Annotated in this window: 17 protein-coding genes; 6 read left to right on the top strand and 11 right to left on the bottom strand. The window is 43.4% G+C overall.

The window, feature by feature from the left end; genetic code table 11:
• Positions 1 to 57: 57 nt before the first annotated feature.
• Positions 58 to 660, top strand: a complete 603-nt coding sequence (locus ACT3QP_RS02120) for a LysE/ArgO family amino acid transporter (RefSeq protein WP_444524303.1) — start codon at positions 58 to 60, stop codon at positions 658 to 660.
• A gap of 215 nt (positions 661 to 875) precedes the next feature.
• On the opposite strand, the gene ACT3QP_RS02115 is transcribed toward ACT3QP_RS02120, so the two are convergent.
• From ACT3QP_RS02115 to ACT3QP_RS02100, 4 genes are all read right to left on the bottom strand, one after another.
• The gene (locus ACT3QP_RS02115; RefSeq protein WP_192519252.1) at positions 876 to 2,258 is read right to left on the bottom strand and encodes an NAD(P)-binding domain-containing protein; all 1,383 of its coding nucleotides are present in this window, start codon (positions 2,256 to 2,258) and stop codon (positions 876 to 878) included.
• Between the two features lie 357 nt (positions 2,259 to 2,615).
• Positions 2,616 to 3,257 (bottom strand): MarC family protein, encoded by a 642-nt coding sequence (locus ACT3QP_RS02110; protein ID WP_192519251.1) that lies wholly within the window; start codon positions 3,255 to 3,257, stop codon positions 2,616 to 2,618.
• A 276-nt stretch (positions 3,258 to 3,533) separates the two neighbouring features.
• Positions 3,534 to 4,394, bottom strand: coding sequence for a carboxylating nicotinate-nucleotide diphosphorylase (gene nadC / locus ACT3QP_RS02105; RefSeq protein ID WP_444524292.1), 861 nt, complete (start codon positions 4,392 to 4,394; stop codon positions 3,534 to 3,536).
• A gap of 171 nt (positions 4,395 to 4,565) precedes the next feature.
• A complete protein-coding gene (locus ACT3QP_RS02100; RefSeq protein WP_444524291.1) occupies positions 4,566 to 5,597 on the bottom strand; it encodes an NUDIX hydrolase in 1,032 nt (343 codons plus the stop codon).
• 391 nt (positions 5,598 to 5,988) lie between these two features.
• Here ACT3QP_RS02100 and nadA point away from each other — a divergent pair, with 391 nt between their 5' ends.
• From nadA to ACT3QP_RS02085, 3 genes are all read left to right on the top strand, one after another.
• The gene (nadA, locus tag ACT3QP_RS02095; protein WP_192519248.1) at positions 5,989 to 7,128 is read left to right on the top strand and encodes a quinolinate synthase NadA; all 1,140 of its coding nucleotides are present in this window, start codon (positions 5,989 to 5,991) and stop codon (positions 7,126 to 7,128) included.
• 1 nt (position 7,129) lies between these two features.
• Positions 7,130 to 9,043, top strand: coding sequence for an L-aspartate oxidase (gene nadB, locus ACT3QP_RS02090; RefSeq protein ID WP_444524290.1), 1,914 nt, complete (start codon positions 7,130 to 7,132; stop codon positions 9,041 to 9,043).
• A 73-nt stretch (positions 9,044 to 9,116) separates the two neighbouring features.
• Positions 9,117 to 10,013 (top strand): phosphatidate cytidylyltransferase, encoded by an 897-nt coding sequence (locus ACT3QP_RS02085; protein WP_444524289.1) that lies wholly within the window; start codon positions 9,117 to 9,119, stop codon positions 10,011 to 10,013.
• Positions 10,014 to 10,044: 31 nt separating this feature from the next.
• On the opposite strand, the gene ACT3QP_RS02080 is transcribed toward ACT3QP_RS02085, so the two are convergent.
• From ACT3QP_RS02080 to ACT3QP_RS02070, 3 genes are read right to left on the bottom strand one after another with little or no spacing between them, the layout of a single operon-like run.
• Entirely contained in the window at positions 10,045 to 10,920 is an 876-nt protein-coding gene (locus ACT3QP_RS02080; RefSeq protein ID WP_444524288.1) for an SDR family NAD(P)-dependent oxidoreductase, read from the bottom strand.
• Positions 10,917 to 12,116 (bottom strand): patatin-like phospholipase family protein, encoded by a 1,200-nt coding sequence (locus ACT3QP_RS02075; RefSeq protein WP_444524287.1) that lies wholly within the window; start codon positions 12,114 to 12,116, stop codon positions 10,917 to 10,919. Before ACT3QP_RS02075 ends, ACT3QP_RS02080 begins: the two co-directional genes overlap by 4 nt.
• Positions 12,117 to 12,119: 3 nt before the next feature.
• Positions 12,120 to 14,846 (bottom strand): alpha/beta fold hydrolase, encoded by a 2,727-nt coding sequence (locus ACT3QP_RS02070; RefSeq protein ID WP_444524286.1) that lies wholly within the window; start codon positions 14,844 to 14,846, stop codon positions 12,120 to 12,122.
• Positions 14,847 to 15,186: 340 nt separating this feature from the next.
• Between ACT3QP_RS02070 and ACT3QP_RS02065 the strand changes: the two genes are divergently transcribed.
• On the top strand, positions 15,187 to 16,098 hold the full coding sequence (locus ACT3QP_RS02065) for a lysine exporter LysO family protein (protein ID WP_444524285.1): 912 nt from the start codon (positions 15,187 to 15,189) through the stop codon (positions 16,096 to 16,098).
• Positions 16,099 to 16,151: 53 nt separating this feature from the next.
• Positions 16,152 to 16,853, top strand: a complete 702-nt coding sequence (locus ACT3QP_RS02060; RefSeq protein WP_444524284.1) for a hypothetical protein — start codon at positions 16,152 to 16,154, stop codon at positions 16,851 to 16,853.
• A 46-nt stretch (positions 16,854 to 16,899) separates the two neighbouring features.
• Here the strand turns inward: ACT3QP_RS02060 and ACT3QP_RS02055 are convergent, their stop codons facing one another.
• The 4 genes from ACT3QP_RS02055 to ACT3QP_RS02040 all read right to left on the bottom strand — a co-directional run bounded on the left by ACT3QP_RS02055 (position 16,900) and on the right by ACT3QP_RS02040 (position 22,173).
• A complete protein-coding gene (locus ACT3QP_RS02055) occupies positions 16,900 to 18,105 on the bottom strand; it encodes a hypothetical protein (protein ID WP_444524283.1) in 1,206 nt (401 codons plus the stop codon).
• Between the two features lie 23 nt (positions 18,106 to 18,128).
• On the bottom strand, positions 18,129 to 19,358 hold the full coding sequence (locus ACT3QP_RS02050) for a PIN domain-containing protein (protein WP_444524282.1): 1,230 nt from the start codon (positions 19,356 to 19,358) through the stop codon (positions 18,129 to 18,131).
• Between the two features lie 36 nt (positions 19,359 to 19,394).
• Entirely contained in the window at positions 19,395 to 20,684 is a 1,290-nt protein-coding gene (locus tag ACT3QP_RS02045; RefSeq protein ID WP_444524281.1) for an FAD-dependent monooxygenase, read from the bottom strand.
• A gap of 166 nt (positions 20,685 to 20,850) precedes the next feature.
• Positions 20,851 to 22,173, bottom strand: a complete 1,323-nt coding sequence (locus tag ACT3QP_RS02040) for an FAD-dependent monooxygenase (RefSeq protein WP_444524280.1) — start codon at positions 22,171 to 22,173, stop codon at positions 20,851 to 20,853.
• Positions 22,174 to 22,197 lie beyond the last annotated feature (24 nt).

Here is a 22,197-nt window from a genome sequence, read left to right as displayed (position 1 = left end):
GTGTCAATATTCCTATGCCTTAAACACATCTATTCTCTGAATGATGAGCCCATTATGATGAATGTGACCGATTATACCTCTGGCTTTTTACTTGGACTATCGCTTATCTTAGCGATTGGCTCACAAAATGCCTTTGTACTGAAGCAAGGTATCAAACGTGAACACATATTTTTTATCTGCCTATTCTGTGCCGTCAGCGATGCACTATTAATCTCAGCAGGTGTTGCTGGATTTGGCGCGGTGACAGCTCGTTATCCACATGCGGTAGATATCGCCAGATTCGCAGGTGCGCTGTTTTTGCTGGTTTACGGGCTACAAAGTTTGTACGCCAGTATTCGACACTCACATGCATTAACAGTGGATGGTCAAGCCGTTACCAGCTTAAAAAAAGCACTGTTATTGTGTTTTGGCTTTACGTGGCTCAATCCACACGTCTATCTAGATACATTGGTACTCGTTGGCATGGTTTCAACAGGTGCTAGTAGCAAACTGGCATTTGGTGTGGGTGCCGTCAGTGCATCGTTCTGTTTCTTTTTTGCCTTAGGTTATGCTGCACGACTGCTTCGACCATTATTTTCCCAACCAAAAGCATGGAATATACTCGACGGATTGGTCGGCATACTGATGCTGTACTTAGCGTGGCACTTATATAATAGTTAATATAGTCAATCCTCTATAAATTGGATACGGTGTCAGGCTTGCTTAGTCTACGAGTTGTAGTATTTTCACTCGCCTTCCTTGTATCCAAATTATATTGAACCGACTATGGTTAATATGGCCGCTATATATACCATTCACAAAAAAAGCCAAACACGCTGAAACGTATTTGGCTTTTATCTTTTTAGACAATAATCATTGTTAACGATGCTACTTATTTACGACGCTTTTTTACGATTTTTGGGCTTCACAAGCGACATATTCAAAAAGTGCTCAAGCGAATCATCAAGCACATCCAACCACGGCTCTGGTAATTCAGGGGATAACGTACCCGTCAATGTCGAACGATAACCTTTTTCTCTAAAGGTCATGATATTGTCGGTTTTGTCTATTTGCCATTCTTTTAAGATATCACCCTGCTTTTCTACCGCAAACTCTGGGTAATCTGTTGCATTGGTCAAATCACGAATATAGGCGGCTTGAAAGTCAATGGAATCGCTAACCGTCGCGCACTTAGCATACGTTGCCACCCATTCTTGCTCGTCTGCTGTACGTGTCGCCAAATCAGGTATTTTAATATCACCCATAATCACATCACGGGCATACCACGCTTGTGCATCAAACATATTAAAGGTGAAATACTGATCCTGCATACCCAAATAAATAAGCTTTGGATTGGGCTGCCAAAAGATACCTTTATATAAATTCTTAGGATACAAGCAATTATGCGTTTGCAGACGTAGCTCATCTGGCATAAACGGGAAATGGAACAAATACCCTGTACACATAATAATGGCGTCAAATTTTTGGCTCGTGCCATCGGCAAAGTGCGCCACATCATCTTCAAAATGAGTCACTAAAGGCACTTCCTTAATACCATCAGGCCAATCGTAACCTAAAGCTTGGGTCCGATAGCTGATAGTGACTGATTTGGTGCCGTATTTATAACACTGCGTACCGATATCTTCGGCTGAATAACTGCTACCAATCAGTAAAATATCTTCGTCTTTGAATTCCAATGCGTCACGGAAATCATGCGCATGGAGGATGCGACCTGGGAAAGTTTCCAAACCTTGAAAATACGGCATGTTTGGCGTTGAGAAATGACCAGTCGCTACCACGACATAATCAAACTCTTCGACCTCTTGCTCATTGGTTTTATGGTTCATCACTGTCACAGTGAATTTTTGCGTGTCATTGTCAAATGCTACCCAACGTACAGGGCACTCAAAGCGAATATATTTTTGGATGTCTTGCTTGTCGATACGACCCATGATGTAGTCTTTTAGCACTTCACGTGGTGGGTATGAAGGGATGGCTTCACCAAAGTGTTCATCAAATGAATAATCTGCAAATTCTAAGCACTCTTTTGGGCCATTCGACCACAAATAGCGGTACATACTGCCGTGAACAGGCTCACCGTTTCTGTCTAAACCGGTACGCCAACTATAATTCCACATACCGCCGATGGCATTTTGCTTTTCATAACAAACTATCTCAGGTAAGTTTTCAGCACCAGCCAATCGGGCCGCTTCGAAAGCGCGTAATTGTGCTAAGCCACTTGGACCTGCGCCTAAAATAGCAATTCTTTTATTACTCAAAGTTAGCTCCTATAGTATTAATTGTCTTTATAATCTAACATATTTTTATAGGTGATGTTTATTCTCAATACTTTTGGTGATTTATCGCTATTATTTTAGGCATAGCTACGCTGTAAAAAATGTTTTTTTTAATCAAATTCTCGGTTTTGTAATAGTCAGGAAGTAGTAAAAGGCAACTGACAACTCATCTTAATTGACAGTTTTTTGATATATTTTTGATATTAGTTCTTGATGTTAGATTTAACTGATGACCAATTTAAACTGATAACTAGCTTTAACGAACAGTAGGCTGTCATTTTTTCTACAGCCTGAAGGGTGAAAGGATAAAAATTGACGCTGATATGATACACAAAGCCATTATGCCAAACTAGGAAACAAAGTACGTAATGCGTTTACGATGATTTCGATAGAGACTGCAGCCAGTAGCATACCCATAATTCGACTCATGATGTTAAGCCCTGTATCTCCTAACAAACGGCTGATGCGACCTGCGGCCATTAATGCTGCATAGCAAAACAAGCTAATAAACAGTCCAGCAATCATGATGGCAGATACTTCCTTCACACCAGAGACTTGGGCAGAATAAATAATAACCGTGGAAATACCACCAGGTCCAATCATCATCGGAATAGCAAGAGGAACCACAGCAGCTGCCATCGAAGCTGGTGAATCTTGTACATGATCGACATCGAAGTTTTCTTGGTCAGGCTTAACTGGATTGCCTTCACCATTCATCATATTGAGGGCAATTAGAAATACTAAGATACCACCTGCCAACTGAAACGAACCTATCGAGATACCAAGTGCGTTTAGTAAAACCTCACCTGCTACGGTAAAAAAACTGATTGTGATAAAAATCGTCAAGCAGGCAACACGCGCAACTTTACGTCGATTATTCATTGAATAACCGCGGGTTAAATCCAAAAATAACGTCAAGGCGCTAAACGGATTAATCAATACCAAAAAGGCTAAGATTATCTTGATGATTTCAGTATTCACTGAGCACTCACTTGTTTATTTGAGATACAACTGCTGAAAAAATTAAGGCCATCGTGCGAGTGCAACGATGACCCAATAAACGGTGAAAATAGCATTGTGGCTTATATTGTAGCATAGGGAGATAAGCCAATTAAATCATTAACTTTATGTATAGTCAGTCCTAAATAAAAGAGATACATTTTTCTTGCTTGCTGTGCCTACGCAGACAGAGGCTGCGAAAAATGTAACCCGTATCGCTGTATTTATTTTATAGTGGATCACCTATAGTTATATTATCTATGCATGAAAGTCCAAACCAATATCTAGTGCCGTGCTACTGTGCGTTAGGTAGCCCATAGCAATAAAATCCACACCTGATTGGGCAGCCGCTTTAACGGTATCTGGAGTGATACCACCTGATGCTTCAGTCTTAGCTCGACCTTGGCACATAGCCACAGCTTGTGATAATAGCTCAGGTGACATGTTGTCCAAAAGAACCAAACTCACCCCAGCATCTAATGCTTGCGCTAGTTGCTCTAAAGTATCGACTTCTACCTCAATGGGAATGAGATGACCTGCAAAACTTTGGGCTTGCTGAATGGCTTTTTTTATATCGCCAGCAATGGCAATATGATTGTCTTTGATTAAGATAGCATCATCTAATCCTAGACGGTGATTACGCCCGCCACCGCATCGTACTGCGTATTTTTGGACAATACGTAGGCCTGGTATGGTCTTACGTGTACAGGTAATCTGCGCTGGATAACCAACCACGCTATCTACAATTTGTCGGGTCGCTGTCGCAACCCCACTAAGATGAGTCATAAAATTAAGCGCCGTGCGTTCTGCCGTTAGCAGATGACGCGCATTACCACGAACGCTAGCCAATACGGTACCAGCGTCAACCAGCTCACCATCATCAACCTGAGCGGTAAACTCAATCTGAGCATCAACCAGCGCAAAAGACAAACGTGCCAAATCCATACCGCATATCACACCTGCCTGCCGCGCTCTAATCTCTAGTTGAGCTTGCATATCATCAGGGATCGTGGCTTGGGAGGTCACATCACCGCGCCGACCCAAATCTTCGGTTAAAGCAGCTTCTACTAGAGGTATAAGCAATACGTCATTTAATGCAGGTTCTTTGTTACTTGTCATAGGTAACCCTTAATATAATGCTGCTATTCAGTTTTATTAAACTCAAAGTGAGCATAAATATAACGTAAAGTTCATGACCCTGCAAGAAAATGACACTATTTCATGTGGCTGATAAAACCAATAGACATAGAGCACGATAGTAGTTTAGGAAGTGCAATAATATTTGAGTGTTTATTTTCGCTTAGGCAATTTGCTATCCATCAATAAACTTTGTAGCTCAATATCATGGCAGAACCGATAAAGCTTGGCAGGACGACCACGCTGCGCACTACTACTCTCTCCTGTCTCTGTTACTAGATTCTGAGAATCTAGTAGACGGCGAAAGTTTTGTTTATGCAAACGCACTCCTGATAGTGCTTCCACGCTCTGCTGTAATTGCAACAAGGTAAAGGCGTCTGGCATTAAACCAAAGATAAGCGGGCGATATTCAATCTTGGCACGCAGCCTTGAGATAGCAGTGGCAATCACTCGGCGATGATCATAGTACATCGGCGTGCCTATTATCTGTGCCCAGTCTTTTGGCAGTTTTTGTGGCTGGTAATAAGTAGACTCCGGAATCAGCCCTGCCTCATAAAGCATCTCGTAGCGCAGTAACACATGTTCAGCAACCCACTCTCTACTGTCATGGATATGCTCGCCAGCATTTTTATTAACAGCTTTTGTGTTTTCAATACCATGATCTGCTAAAAACCTCTCACTCAACCCCCAACACAAGCCAATACGCTGCCGACGGCGCTGCTGATCAACTGAATCTGACATACTATTTGCCCAGCTCAATAATGCCGGTACAATAAAATCCATAATGATACTTGGCATACCATCTAGATGATTTTCCCACGGGAAATAATCATACCAATCTCGCCATACTGCCTTGCTTTGCAGCTGCTGCGTTTGCGTCTCTTGCACCAATCCCAAGTAACTCACATAGACCAACGCATGACCATCGACGTTACGCCTATTGGTATCGACAAAGGTATATAACTGCTCCAAATAACCCAGTGGCTGCTGCGTCTGTTCTTCTACCCACTGCCGTACGCCAGACTGTAGCGAGCGATGTAAAGGCATGAGTGGTCCATTAGGCAACAATTTACCTTGATCAACTGTGAGTACTCGTGCCGTATGATCTGTAATCGCAACTAGAACCGCAACGACCTCAGTGGTTCCGCTACCCTGCTGATGCGCATGTGAATAAGACAACGTCATGATTTTAGTAATTATCCTTTTATCTTTTAGCGTGCAATAAACTTTATCTTTTAACGTGCAATAAAAAGTCCATCACACTTATTATTTATCGTATGACTTAGTATAGCGTGAATCTATAACTATCACAGTCTACCGTTGTAAACATCAACTGCTAAAAGAACATCGACGGCTAAAAGTGAGAAGTGAGAGAAAGCATTTTGCACAAATACATACTCTATTAAAAGGAGTATATAAAAAACCACTTGTATTTATGCTCAAAAAGAGCATAATTAAAAACCTATCAATACGATGTCTTAAATTGGACTAATTTGGCACAGCCAATCGTATTTTGAGGTTGATATCACTTTTAGCGGCAGATGACTTGTCGTTACTGCACTAGAGGTTTGTACTTATGAAAACTTATCCGTATGACGCACCCATCATGAGCCATGATAATCATATTGCCGCACGCATGAATATCGAATATGCCAAAGCAAAAATGCCAGCAGATCTGCCACGATCTGAGCGTTTGGTGGTTGAGGCTAATATCAAGAAACTGCTAAAAGAACACAATGCCGTACTGGTCGCACATTATTATGTCGACCCTTTTATTCAAGATTTAGCATTAGCGACTGGTGGTTGCGTTGGTGACTCACTTGAGATGGCACGCTTCGGTCAAGCACATAGCGCACAGACATTGGTAGTCGCAGGTGTACGCTTTATGGGCGAATCGGCCAAAATACTGAGTATGGAAAAGACGGTACTGATGCCAGATTTAGAAGCCGAATGCTCGCTTGATTTGGGCTGCCCTGTTGATGAATTTTCCGCATTCTGTGATGCCCATCCTGAGCGTACGGTCGTGGTCTATGCCAACACCAGCGCTGCGGTCAAAGCCCGTGCGGATTGGGTAGTGACATCATCTGTTGGTATCGATATTGTCCGCCACTTACATGCCCAAGGTGAAACCATCATTTGGGGCCCTGACCGTCACTTGGGCAAATACATTGCGCGTGAGACTGGTGCAGACATGCTGCTGTGGCAAGGCTCTTGTTTAGTACACAATGAATTCAAAGCTACTGAGCTGTTGCAGTTAAAAGAAGGATATCCAAACGCTAAGGTATTAGTCCATCCTGAGTCACCTGATAGCGTGGTGGAGCTTGCCGATGTGGTCGGATCCACTAGCAAATTATTAAAATCAACTTATGAGATGGATGCCGATACCTTTATTGTGGCGACTGATTTGGGTATCTTGCACGAGATGCAAAAACGCTCACCAAACAAACGGTTTTTAGCCGCACCAACCGCAGGCGAAAGCGCCAGTTGTAAGAGCTGTGCGTTTTGTCCTTGGATGGCAATGAATGGTCTAAAAGGTATTGAACAGTGCTTAACGCAGCGTAGTGGTGAAGTATTGATGACGCCTGAGCTGGCAGCAGCAGCTAGCAAACCTTTACAACGTATGCTTGATTTTGCCGAAGCACAAAAGCAACAAGTCGCTGCCAGTGGTGACATCATAAAAGACCGTGCGCTATTCGCTAACGTTGGGGCAGCCTAGTATGAGCGCGGATAATATCAAGCAAACAGACGTGCTAATCATCGGTGCAGGACTGGCTGGTTTAAGTACTGCGCTATCACTACCAAAATCACTAAGCATCATGGTACTGAGCAAAGCCGATCTAGAGGTTTGTTCAAGTCATTATGCGCAAGGTGGTATTGCGGCCAGTTTGGATAAAAACGACTCGGTTACCGACCATATTAGCGATACGCTCATCGCTGGCGCAGGATTATGTGACGCCAATAATACCACTGATATCCTCAGTGCAGGACAGCAAGCGGTTCAATGGTTATGTGAGCAAGGCGTTCCCTTTACGCCGACCCTACAGCAAGATGCTACATCACCAGCAGATAGCATGTTGCAGTCTGAAAGTTTAACGACCAGTAACTTGCATTTAACCAAAGAAGGTGGGCATGGCTGTAGACGAGTCGCCCACGCTGAGGATTCTACTGGGCGACATGTTATGGAAGCCTTGATCATAAAAGTGAAAGCAGCATCCAACATTACCATACTGCCTCATCATGAGGCGTTAAGTCTGCTGACGGACAATACATATAGCCGCTGCCAAGGGGCACTTGTTTTTGATCATAACAACCAACGTCAGCTTACGGTTTATAGTCAGGCTGTCGTACTGGCCAGTGGCGGCTTGGGACAGCTATTTAAACGAGCTAGTGCGCCAAATGTCTGTGTCGGTGATGGCGTGATGATGGCGTGGCAAGCAGGTTGCCGATTGGCAAACTTAGAGTTTATTCAATTTCACCCGACAGGACTGGCATTAGGCGATAGCAGCTTTTTAATCTCTGAAGCACTGCGCGGTGAAGGTGGACGGCTGTATTGCCCGCAGACAGGCAAACGTTTTATGCTCGATATTGATGAGCGCGTAGAACTAGCGCCACGAGATATCGTCGCAAGAGCAATCGCTGAGCAAATTAAAAACAATGATATGGGCTACGTACACCTTGATGTTAGCCACCTACCGACAGATTTTTTGCAAGCGCATTTCCCACAAATTTATCAAACCCTCTTAACGCTTGGCATTGATATTGCGACAGCGCCTATACCAGTGGCTCCTACCGCTCATTATAGCTGTGGTGGCGTGGTTACCTCTGCCAATGGTTTGACTGATGTCATTGGTCTTTATGCCGCAGGCGAAGTGGCGTATACAGGCTTGCATGGAGCAAACCGTTTAGCCAGTAATTCACTGTTAGAGTGCGTGGTGGTTGGACGAAATATCGCCGCTGATTTGCCGCGCTATTTAGCAAAAACATCTGAACTAAATCCTTTGCCCAATAACACACACCCATCTCAAGTCTTAGCTGATGCTTGGACACCACCTGTAATTGAAAACACTCAGTCAATTATCGTTCCTAATAGCACACCGTCAGCCCCCAACCTACCTGATCATTATAGAGCTAGACGATACTGCCATTCTAATACTGCAATCACCGAAAAAACAGCTGCATTAAAGCGATTGATGACAGCCAATATGGGTATTACTCGTGATGCTGAGCAGTTAGAAGACGCACTTGTACAGATACAACAATGGCAACAGTGGCTAGCAAAACCTGATTTAGGTGCTATTCATAGCAGTGCCAATAACGCTAACCGTAACAACCATCATAATGAGATAAATAGAAAACAAATATCTATAAAAATAGACGCATCCCCTGCCTCTACTCCACTCTCACATTTCCAATTAGCAAGGCAATTACAATTGGCGACATTAATCGTTCAATCGGCTTATCAACGTCTTGAAAGTCGCGGTGGTCATTATCGAAAGGACTACCCAGATATAGCGACTATTCCTCAGGTAAGTGTGCTTGAGCCGTTATTAGGTACGAGAGAAGGTAGCATTAATTGGTCGATTCAGCCTATAATCAACCAGTCAGAATCTAGCACAATAACTGCTATCTAAAAGTAGACTGAGCGGTTCTGACAGCGTATCCAATTTATTTGGAATTGATTACACCTTTTAAAGTGCTGAAAATATGTCTACTGATCTGCTGTTTGTCATCGGACTCATGACCGTTGTAAGTTTAGTTTGGGGGATGCTTGCCCTACCTCGCCTGCGAGCTCGCCTACCTAAAATTTATCTGATCACCCGCTCGTGGTGGTTTATGCTGACTGCGCTATGTCTATGTTATATCGTTGCTAAGCTAGAGTATCATGAACCATACGCTCACTATCATCCTTACCAGTGGCTACTCATTGCTTTTTTTGTTTTAATCGGTCTACGCGGATGCTACGAGCTTCAACGCTTATGGTGCTTAAATGGCAAAGCGGGTCTCATTCGTAAACTACAGGCGCGCGGACTACAACCCAAAAACGGCATTGATGAGAAACAGTCAGCTCCTATCTCAGCATCTATCGATGCATCTGCACATTTAAATATATTAGACATCGTCTTTAGCGCTGCTTTTATTTTACTGATCATCAGCCTTATCGCCTTACAACAACTAACCTGGCAACGTGAGCAATATGGCGTATTGCTGTTTGTACTATTTGCCAGCCAATTCAACGATATTGCTCAATATCTATGTGGACGATTGCTAGGCCGAAAATGGTTTAAACGAGGCCTTGCCCCAACCATTAGCCCAAACAAAAGCATTGAAGGCGCTATTTTTGGCAGTTTTTGTGCGGCTATATTGGCTTCGTTTCTAGGATTATTACTCACGCCTTTTAGCTGGTGGGTTTGCTTACTGGCAGCCTACAGCTTGGCTGTGAGCGGTATTGCGGGGGATTTATTAGAATCAGCATTTAAGCGCCAACATGGGGTAAAAGACACTGGTACGATGCTGGCTGGACATGGTGGCGTATTAGATCGGGTGGATAGCTTACTAATTGGGGTGCCGTTATTTACCTTGTTCTACTGGATATTTGGATGAGCGGTCTATTTTTGATTAAGACAATGCTTGGTTAAGCAGGCTTATCTAGCTTACTGCGTAATATCCAGTTGAGCACAGGCTTAGGTAAATGGTTTAGCGTGCGAGTAATGTAGCGCATCGATTTTGGAAACACGGCCAACTCAACATCGTCGTCAATCGCTTTCATGATATTTGTTACCGCTGTTTGCGTACTCATAATAAATGGCTTGTGACTGGCATCACCATCATTCAAATCACGCAATGCTTGGGTATCGATATAACCTGATGCAATGCAAGTCACTTGAATATTATAAGGGTCAAGCGCCAATCGATAAGCACTGGCCGTCGCTATCATCGCGCGTTTGCTTTTGGCATAAAGACTGGCATAGGGATAGTTGAGCGTACCCGCAATGGATGCCAAGCAAATAAGGCTTGGCTTAAGGTTATTAGTGGCGTTGTTGTGAGTGGCATCATTGTGAGTAACGTTGCTATTAGTAATATTGTTATTAACGACATCGATCGGCTGGCTTTGCTGCTTTAACTGCTTGCTGGCCCAGCTAAATACCTGCTCAAACGCTTGCAGATTAATCGCTAACATCTTATCACTGTCTACTTGATTCAACTGATGCGTACGCTCATTGGTATAGCTGCCCGCACTATAAACCAGTCTGTCAAAGCGTATGCTCGATAACCTCTCTAGTAAATTCTTTATTTGAGTATCATCAGTCAACTCACAAGCATAAGTCCTGATAGTCGGATACTGGCTGTTAATATGCTCTATCTTTGCCATGCGACGCCCAACCACGCTCACCTGCCAGCCAAGCTGCAAATGATGCACCGCCAGTGCCAAACCAACCCCACTTGTACCGCCTATAACTATAAGATGCGGCGCGTAGTTTTTGTCGGTATCTTCTGCATGATTTTTCATAATTTATGCTGCTGTATGTAATCGATAGTACGCTGATAACCATACTGCCATTGCGCCTGCATTTGCTGCACAAAGCCATCATAGTCAGCATGTATCAGCTCGACGGTCATTTGCTGTAGATTAAAACGCTTATGCACATTTTGACCCGTCAGCTGCTGAGCATTATCGGCAAATGGTAGCCAATGGGGCTGTGTGGACTTTGACGGCTCGGATTTGGACAATGCAGATTTCGATTGATAACTATGTACGGCGGCCAAGCGCGCATTTGGGTCAAAACCAAAAACCCGTTTAATGGCAGGTGCAGCAAGCCACGCATCGTAACCATCCTTGGTCTCTGCAAATACCGTTTCAGCCAACTGACAGGCCAGCTCAATAGGCGTGAGGTTAATCACGCCGCCTAAGCACCAGCCAAGCTTTGTAATATGGGTGGGCGGTAAATAATACATGTCTGCCATAGAAGCACGAACCACTGACTGAATATCCCATTGGGTCAGGAGCTTAACAGGCGGATGTATCCGCTCACTGGCAAAGGCGTGCGCAGGTGATGTTAGCTGTTCAGCAGGCAGGTCTGACAGATAATCTGCCAAACGCAGCGGTGCAAACAACAATTCTTGCAGTTTTAAATTATCATTGGCTAGAGCATCAGCCATATTGCTATCGAAAGGCATTGAATACAGGCGGCTAGCGATAATGGCTATCTCTGGCGTTGTGTGATTCGCGTTAAAGTCACTCTGTCCACTAGAAGCAAAACTAGATAGCTCATCAAGCCATTGCTCCTCATTATCAATACGAAACATCGCCAATTGTTGCAACTCATCTAGGAGTCGCGCATAGCTGTCTGCCTGTCGATGCTGCTGTGCTTTAGATGCTTTACGTGACAACCCCAAACGTTTGAGCGCATGAGTCATATAGCGTATTTTTGCACGCTTGCCAGCCTCATCAGGGGTGACATGGCGAATCGCTTTGATAACTGAATAGAGCTCACGGCTGTACATCAGCTCTTGCAAGTCTTTAGGATCAGACGCTAGCTTGACCAGATAAGCGGCTAAGCTTCCACCGCAAGTACCAATAATCATATCTGGCTTTAGGTCATGCTCGACCAACGCCGCATAACTACCCAGATAATAGCCAAAACGTGAGCCACCTCCAGAAAAAAGCTGCACACGCTCATAAGGCTTGGTATGGTTAGTAGTCATGTGTTATTTATCATCGATTGGTGCAGTTTTAATCGCCAATGACACCGTAAAGATACCAAAACGATCGATACGCATGGCAACCTTTTTAAAGCCAGCACGCTCAACCAATTGATCCATCTCCGCTTGTGAGCGACAGCGCATTACCCAGCTGCTACCACGATGGTTGTTTAAGGTTTTACTGATGAATTCTTGCTCGGGGTGCCACGGCTGGTTGGTATAAATCAAATAACCATCCGCTTTTAAACTGTCATAAATCCCAGCCAGTGCTGTTTCAGGTAGCGTATTGTCAGAAAATAATTCAAACACACCTGAGCTAATGGCAATATCGAAACCTTTATCAACCTTGCTGCTGCTCGTTTTTTCTACCTGCTGATAACTGGCTGCGTCAAACGCATCCTTTTGACAAGCGACGACTCGATTAGTAATGGCTAAATTAGAGGCTTTCGCTTGCAGTGCTTGGATATTATGCATCTCATAATCTCGTAGCTCCGCATGCAAATCGGTAAACTCAGTCAATAAGTCAAATGCGTAGAAACCATGACCACTGGCAATATCTAACAGTTTTGGTTGATATGGTTTAGTGTTATTTTGGTTTTTGTCTTTAATATCTGCGAGCGCTAAACGTGCCAGCTCCAATATATGCGCGCGGCGTATACGAATACCTTGCCAACCGATATTGTTTAAATAAAACTTATCAACTGCATGTCCAAATTTGTTTTGACCGCTCGGCTGATTATAATAAACATGATCAAGCGAGTGGCCCGAATCAAACCCATGCTCAAGCCCTGTAGCAATCGCGTCGCTGACATGACCAAACTTCTGCATCGCAAAACGAGTAATAGCAAAGCTCGGATTAAATGGTTTAATCGCTAAGCGGTCTACCTTGTCTTTACTGGCGCTATTCAAATGCGCGGTACTCAAATCAGGCGCTTGTACTGGCGCGGCAAACACCTGCTCAGCAAAATCTATGCAGTCGGCAAACACATCTGCCTTATTGGTTTCGTGAAAGATTGCGTGATAACTGTCTGGGTATAATTGCCAGCGCTTGGTAGGCGTGTCAATCGCTTCATAAAACGCACGTTCAGACTGTTTATCCACCACGTAATCTTTACCCGCACACAATACAAACGTCGGAACGGTGATGGCACCAGCATCATCTAGCAAACGTTGACCCGTGGCATGAGTATCAATCAATAAGTCAGTCGAAATACTGTTCGATATCAATGGATCCGCATTGTAGGCTTGCTGCGCGTCTTTATCATGGGTCAGCACTTGTGCTTTGACATAACTGCTGACACGTGACATCAGACCCAGCGTACGTGCTACCTTTAGTGACGGTATCGCAAAGGGCATGTATAAGCGAATGCTTAGCGCAGGCGTGCCGAGTATCATACCGCGAATATTGGGCGCATAATCATGCACCCATGCTGCCGCCAGTACCGCACCGATACTACTGGCGATGATCAGGGTATCCTCGATAGCAATGCCAGTTTGCCCGATAACCAGTTGCACAAATCCGTCTAAATCTCTCTCAAGTTCGGTAACGCTCTCGGCATGATCTTTGATACCGCCTGAGCGACCATTGCCACGCGCATCCCACGCAAACACTTGATAGCCTGCTGCTGCAAACTGCTGTCCTAACTCGGCTAATCGGCCCGAGTGCTCATGCCCACGGTGTAATAAGATCACTTGACGTAACGGCTGAGCGGCTTTTTTAATCGTTGATTTTTGCATATCTACTAACGGCATCGTGAGCCAATAGCGATAATAAATAGCCGTGCCATCATAAGCGTTGTAGCAACTTTCACCATTTATAATTTCACCATTTACATCTGTGGGTGAAGATTGCTCAAAACTAACACTGGCCTGTTCTTTTAGTTTTTGACTATTAACGGGGGTAGTTGGCATTTCTTTGAACTCCAATGGGTAGGCGTTGTCAGTATAATTATTTGGTAAAGCAGTATTCAGGGATAAAGCAGTATCACGTGATGAAGCAATGTTGATAGATAGTGAGTTGTTTTTCGACTCACGCGTTACTGATCGAAGTGTTGGCGGCTGATGCATCAAATATAGGTTTGCCATATAGCGTATACGATTTAAGCACGTTTTGAGTAGGAGTGCTTCGGTTAATATGAATAGCGGTGTGATGCTGAAATGGGCGCGCGATAACGGCAGCTTACCCCCCATAACAGCACCAAGCACGCCTAGTATCAAAGCGCGGTCACTTTTCCCTAAAGGCCCTTGGTTCGCCCTAGCCCCTAGTATTGTATTGCTGGCGATACCGAGCAGCTCGGTACTCATACTCAATGCCGTCATGCTACTGATATGCCGCTGCGTGCTAAACCATTTACTCGTACCAGCTTGTCGTTCAGAATTCATTTGTAAGTCATGCTGAATAACATGAGGAGCCAAACTGGTAATAAGCGCCGTATCAGCGATAATGTCGCCCACTTCGTTGAGCACTGCACCCAGTGTTGATGCTTGACCATGCTCACGCGCCATCATGCCGTCGATAGCATTGAGTGCCATCCGTACGAATAATGATGAAGGTAATAGCAGCCATAACGCTTGCTGCTCGGTTGCAGGCTTCGCAATAACATAAGCCGTGCCCACACTTAATAGTACCGCAGACACAGTGACTTGATTGGCAGTAAAATTGTGCGCAACCAACGAATTACTGACTGGTCGCAGCTGATCTTGAAATTTAGGTTTGAGCTGATATAGCGACATAGTACTACCAAGTATTTTCGGTATCCTAATGTAACAACAAAAGTTTGCTAGGTAAATGCTTAGACGTGGTTATATAGTCAAAGTATTTTTAAATCGCTACAGTGCTGCTGGGATAAATTTTTCGCAGCCTCTGTGAATACAGCAAGCAAGTAAAATTTGTACCAGTAGTACCATAATACAATCGTATCGGTTTTATGTTTCTTTGACTATAAATCAAATTACCCCCGATAAAATTGGGCTTTATAAAGAATCTAGTGTACCAATGTCAGTATTTACATATCGATATGATACAATCATCGGCTTGTTAAAAATGCCTCATTAAAACCACGAGTCTGCCGTTATGCAAAGCCTAATTACCCTTATTTTGGTCTTAATGCCAATGTTTATTGGCTTTGCCATTCCTTCTAATCCGACCATGACAAGGCTTGCGGATAAAGGTTTGTCTTATCTGGTATTTATTATCTTAGCGCTGATCGGTATTGAGCTATCACAAGTCGAAGGCTTAGGCGGTCAAGTAGCTGAGATTGTATTTTATGTGGCTGTGCTGTCCGTTCTCACTATCGGCTCTGGTCTATTGGCTTTAATGGTTTTTGATAACATGCGCCCATGGCAGGCCAAAAAGCCCAACGTCAAATCTGAAGAACATCGGGTCAGCATTCGTGGCAGTCTTGCCCAAGTCGTTTGCGTAGTAATCGGCATGGTGATTGGCTATTTCCTACCCGCTGATTATATGCCACCTGAAAACACCATGACGGCTCTGTTAATGGTACTCATATTACTAGTTGGTATTGGGCTAAAAGGTTCAGGTATTACGCTCAAAGAAGTCATACTCAATAAACGTGGCGTTGAGATGAGTATCATTTTCACAATAGCCGTATTGGCTGGCGGTTTAATATTTGCGCTAATGTTCAGTGATGTATCCTGGACAAAAGGCTTGGCACTGTCATCAGGATTTGGTTGGTATTCACTATCAGCCATTGTCATGACCGATGCTTATGGCGCGGTTTGGGGCAGTGTCGCACTATTTAACGATTTAATACGTGAGTTTTTTGCCCTGATATTTATTCCCGTATTTATGCGAAAATATCCATCAGCGGCGGTTGGGCTTGGCGGCGCAACCAGCCTAGATTTTACCTTGCCAATTATTCAGCAATCGGGCGGTTTAAAAGTCGTGCCATTGGCAATTAGCTTCGGCTTTATTATTAATATTGTCTCGCCTGTATTGATGGTGTTGTTTTCGGCGTTGGGGTGATAATGTAGTAGAACGTTTGAATCGATATATTTTTGTAAAAAAAGGAGAGCGGCATGTCTATGTGGGAAGTAGAGCATATCATTGAGCAGACCATAAAACTCATTGCTAGCGCCGATAGTACTGACAGAGAAAAACGCAATTTAATACATAATGCTTATTGCCTACAAGCCGCTTTCGATACAAGTCATACTCACTTTAGAGTAAAAGGCATTTTGCTCAGTACTCAGTATATGCAAGCCTACGCTCTCGAAGACTTCCCAACCTATAACAGTTACCCAAAGTATTTCAATAGCCTTATAGAGGCCGGCGATTCATGGATTTATGACAATCCTAAGGGTACTCGGTCAGCTGACAACCCTGAGGTCGCATTGTGGGATAAGGAATCACAGCGCTTATATGTGGATTTTGGCAGTCCTTACTACACTCTACACCCCAATGAGACAGCACTAAGTAATGAACCGTTAGAATTTGCGCTAACCATTATTAAAGAAGCCAATAAACAAAACAATAAGAGCATGGTCTATGACTGGACTGGCTTTACTATCTTTTATTTACTGACCATGCTGCCAAATAAAAAAACGGTTTTAGAGCTACAACAGTCATATTTTATAGAAATAAGAAGCATCTTTGCAGCATTTGACTTTACGGATTATGAGCCTATCGATGATCGCCTAGATTTGTATAGTGACTTTCATAAAGAGTGGCTATCAGAGCAGCAGCTCAAATGCCTAGAGTATGTCACTGAGTATATGTGACTGAGGGCCTGTAACTGAAACACTTCCCTGTTCACTCATATCTCAATCAACCTAATGGCAATTCTTCTTTACCCACATTACAAACCCTATCATGCCACTCAATAAATGCCTGTATGTCCTTATGCTCTAGCTGATGGGTAGATTCCTTACCAATAAAACTCTCAATATAACGGCATGCTCGATAGTTTTTGGCATACTTATCGTAATCGACGATCCACTGCTTACGCGCTTTTAACTCGTTTTGACGTTGCTCAATACTACTATCTGCGTCTGTGCTCTCGGCATCAAACCAGAATTTTTTGGCAGGGATATCTTTAGCCAGCTTATCATCTTCACCCTCAGCCATACGCCACGGCTTTGCAGTGAGCCGCGCTCGAAAACACTGCTGCGCCTGACAGAGGCGTACGTAATTAGCATCCGCATGAAAATACTCAAACCAGTCCGCAACTAACGCGTCACTTGGCGAGATAGTATCGTGGGTCGCAATGATACGAAAGCCTGCCGGTGTTTTATATAAACGAAAAGATTCGGTAGGATGACTAGCAACACGTTGTTGAATCAAATCAGTGATAAAGGATGATAGCGATTCACTATCTTCAGTATATTTTTGCATACGCGCCTTTTCTCTTTTACTGGCTTGTTGCCATAAGTAGGCTGTCACACCTATCATAACCATCAAAAGCCACAACCATGACGCTCCTAGCCAAGAAATGATGCTGGCAATCAGTATAAAGAAAAAGATAAAAAGCCAAACTTTCATTTTGGCTCCTGAAGTCTTTTCATCAGCTAGCAAAGTAGACATAAAGCCATGATAGTTATAGCGTTCAGGATATCTATAATGCAATAGCTGATCGTTATCAGCATCAATAATCGCAATATTATTGACATTGGCAATCTGGGCGCCGTAACTGTTACGCGTGACAACAAGCTGCGTATCAGATGCATGACTCTCTACACCAGCTTTAGTTAAGCCATTCTCTGAAAAAATTTGCTCAGAAATAATCTGCTCACGGATAGGAATGCCATTACTTTCGTTATACTCTTCCCTGCGCTCACGTCTGACAATATCCTCGCCATCTAGCCAGCGTTGATGCGCTTCATTTACTCGTTCCTTAGCATGAGCCAAAGCCTCTGCTTGACTGATATCTGACCAGCCATAGCGCTTAATAGTTGCTTGCTTTGATGACCGATCAGCCGTGGCTAGCGCATCAAAACGCTGCTTGTATTGCGCCCAGTATTTAGGGATGAGCATAAGGGGTTACCTTTTTTAAGCTTCTATATTTTGTAGCTAAGCTTGTTTGTATCTGATATTACGATAACTTTATTTTTAACCATCTGTTTAATAAGTTTATCGATTATTTTAGGATTCTCATTACGTAAATGGCTTTTAAGATAATTCACTAAGCTTGATTTTTTGGACGGTCTAGATGTTAGCGGTCGACTTTTTATTAATGTTATTACACCTTGATATATCGTATCAAAAGCTTCAACCTTCTCACTACTATTTGAAGGTTTGCTTGTATTTTCTGCTATATCATTAAAAGGTGGGTAATGGATAACTTGATTATTCTGCTTAATATAAACTTGCTTTTCTAACCACCTCACAACTAGGCTAACTTGTTTTTCATCATTTACTTGGCGATAAGTTGCAAGTTTCTGCTTAATGACATTATTTAGTCCGTCAATTTTTTTAGCCTTATTCAATAGAACTTGATCTTTTACTAAATCTAATATTCCTTGCCTATCTACCTTATAACTTAGTTTTTCTTCGTTTTGGTCGTGGCTAATAAGACCTAATTTAACAAACTTATCGAAAACTTGTTCAAAAATATAATCTTGCTCAAGATTATTAAAGCTCTCTAACATTTTCACTGGAACATACTTCTTCATCAAATGTAATAAGTTAGACTTATAGCTTGGTAAAAATACTTTACGATTTACAATGCCATCAAAAACTAAGACATAACAGTCGTATATAATCACTTTAGGTATATCATTTTCGATCGGCTGAGCTAGATATTTTTCACTTTCCTTTACCACTTCAGAAATATTATCGCATAAAATATCTTGATTATCGTCAATAACAAGTTTGCTTTGTTCTATATCTAACACTGTGTTTTCATTAAGTTCATAAGCCATACTTAGCTGATTAGCACTTTCTAATCGCATGATATTCATACCATCATAAGCACTATTAAGATGCTCAACTAAGACATCATAACCACTATCTCTTGCTAAAATACAAACATCAGCCTTAGGATCCATTTCAGAAATTTTGCCAAGATAAAAAGATAAATAAAAATCTAGTGCATTTTTTCCTGCATGTTGCATCTTAATAATATGTACACTTTTATTATCAAATCTAAGCAATGTTTCAACCAACTCAAGTGGTAGACTCTTTTGCTGGTTGATACCCAAAAACAACCATACATGACAATCATCGATCTCTACATTATCAAAACTTTTAGGCTGAATGTTCTCATAGTCAATTAAAATATGCTTCATCAAAATATTCTTATTATTTAATTTAAATTATTATCCCTAAACCCCACTCGCTTGCTTAGCAAACAAACGCATCAATGGCTTAATTTTGCCAACGCGGTACATGCCCTCATTACGTATCTGCTGCACGGGGCGTAATTGCGCCATCGACCCTGCGAATAGCCAGTTAAGCGCAGAAAAGCTATGCATCATCAGGCTATTATGCGGACGACGCAGACGCTCGTAACTACGCAACGTTTGATTACTGCCCCAGATCGTACCGCCACTACGAGTAAAGTCGTGTGCTAATTGCTCGCTCAATACTTGTACATCGAGCATACCCAGATTCAGCCCTTGACCTGCCAGCGGATGCACACCATGCGCTGCGTCACCGATCAAGACTAAGTTATCGGCGACGTAACTATTCGCTTGTTGCGCAGTCAGTGGAAAGCTAGCAATGGATTCAATCTGACTGATAGCGCCTAGCTCATAATGACAGGCAGCAGCCAGTTTATCGGCGATAACACGGTCATCTTCCTCTATCAATGCCAATGCCTGATTGCGCGGCAACGTCCATACAATCGACTGCCAATGCTGTGGATTGATTTTGTCGTCGTCGGTGATATCCGCTAATGGCAATAACGCCAGCGTACCCGTAGGCAGCATCGCTTGACGTGCGGTTGCTTGGTGCGGTTTTTCAGTATGAATCGCACAGCAAATGGCAGTTTGATTATAATCAAGCGTGTCTAGTCCTATGGCTGCTTGCTGACGTACAAATGAGCCACGACCATCAGCGCCAACCAATAATTGAGCGTTCACCACAATGCCGTTATCGATGGTCACACGGTAGCCTTTTTGCGTACCTAACCAATCCATATTTGTCACTTTTTGCCCAGCGATAATAGTCAGATAATCACTGACATCATCCTCACCCAGACGTTGCCACAATGCATGCTCAATGACGGCTGGCTCGACCATGCTACCGAGCATTTGCGGCATGATAGTATTAGACGACTCATCGCTACTTTCACCAAAATTATCACTACTCTCACCAAATAACAGCTCACCCCTACCATTCAGTTGCCATACCTGCATTTGTGAGTAATCAGCCTTGCGCTCAGAGCTCGCAATCTTTTGCCAAGCACCCACGTCTTTTAGTAAATTAATACTGGCCAAGCTCAGCGCATACACTCGAGCATCACGTTTGCTCAGCACACCTTGCCAAGCTGATTCATCACGTGCTGGACGAGCATCAATTAACGTCACGGGCATTTTTTGTTGTGCCAGTTTTAGCGCAAGCGTTGCACCAACGATACCACTACCGATAATCAGCGTATGGTTATTTTTCATAAGGTGTCTCTCAATACTGGTCGATATTAGAATACTTGTTATTAGTCTTAATTATATATAGTTGGTTCAGTTTAAAAGAGAGACAAGGCAACCGAGTGTAGATGTATATTGAATACTTCAAGCGAGGTTAACGCTGTCACTCTTTTAAAGAGGATTGTCTATAGCACTACGACTTTAAACCCATCGCATAGGTCGCCACCAGTGGCTTAATATTTGGCAGCTTATCAAAGGCGACTAGAGCCGCATTTCGAGCCAGTTTTATCACTGGATTGGGATGAGTAAAACCATGGACGACAGCGTCACAGAATCGAATGACCCGTTTTTGGTCGCTTAGACGTGCCTTCTCATAACGTTTGAGTAATGTTGGATCACCAATGTCTGCGCCTTTGAGCACTTGCGCACTCATCATCTGCGCTAATACATGGGCGTCTCGCATACACAGATTAAATCCTTGCCCTGCTACGGGATGCAGCGTGTGAGCAGCATTACCCATGATGACACAGCGACCATCTGCCTGTTTTTCCGCTAGCACGCGGGTCAGTGGATAAGCACCGCGACGACCAGCAGCGACAAACGTACCAGCACGCTGACCAAAAGCGTGTTGTAGCGTCTGTAGGAAATGCGCATCGTCTTCTAAATAACGTGTCTCTTCGCCTTTTGGACACACCCAAACGACCGAGCGTCTATAGCCGTTTTGATATTCATTATTGCCATCACCATCTGGATCCGTTAGTGGCAAGACAGCAAGTGGACCTGCTGGGCTAAAACGCTCAATCGCCACATGCTCATGCGGCTTGTCTGTCTCTACCACACCGACGATAGCTGTTTGCTGATAATCATAAGTCGTCGTGCCGATATCCAATAGCTGACGCACGGTAGAGTCACGGCCATCACAAGCGACCAAAACGCTGCCCTGCAATTGCTGCTCTGCTTTCTCTTCACCGTAATGGCTAAAGCTCAGCGTGACACCATCCGCTTTTTGTGTCACTGCGCTGACATTGGCATTATCAATCAGCGTAATCAATGGCGCCTGCTGTGCGGCTAATAAAAGCTCACGCCCAAGCCATGCATTCTCCATTACTTGACCAAATGACTCTACTTTTTCTTCCGCTTTATTGAGCTGTGCGCGACCAAAGCTACCTTGTTCACTGATTTGTACTGAATCGATACGGCAAGCATGGCTTTGTAACTTATCCCACAGACCAATCTCTTGGTAAATCTGTACCGTACGCCGCGACAGTGCGGTATTACGACTGTCCAAATAATGGCTACGATTGCGGTCATCATTTGGGCTGATGGTTGGATAGCGGTTTTTTTCTATTAATGTGCTCGCAATACCATGATTCGCTAGCAGTAAAGCAAAGGATAAACCGACATGTCCACCACCGGCGATGAGTACTTGCTGCTCCGTGATTGCCTGACGGTTGTCAGCTGTAGTTTCAACTTTATTTTGAGCATTCAATAAATTTACATCAGTATTTTGTATCATGCTTATTCCTACTTTATTATATGA

The sequence above is a fragment of the Psychrobacter sp. AOP7-B1-24 genome (assembly GCF_052376215.1).
Lineage (GTDB): Bacteria > Pseudomonadota > Gammaproteobacteria > Pseudomonadales > Moraxellaceae > Psychrobacter.
This window is presented reverse-complemented; position numbering and strand designations above follow the sequence as displayed.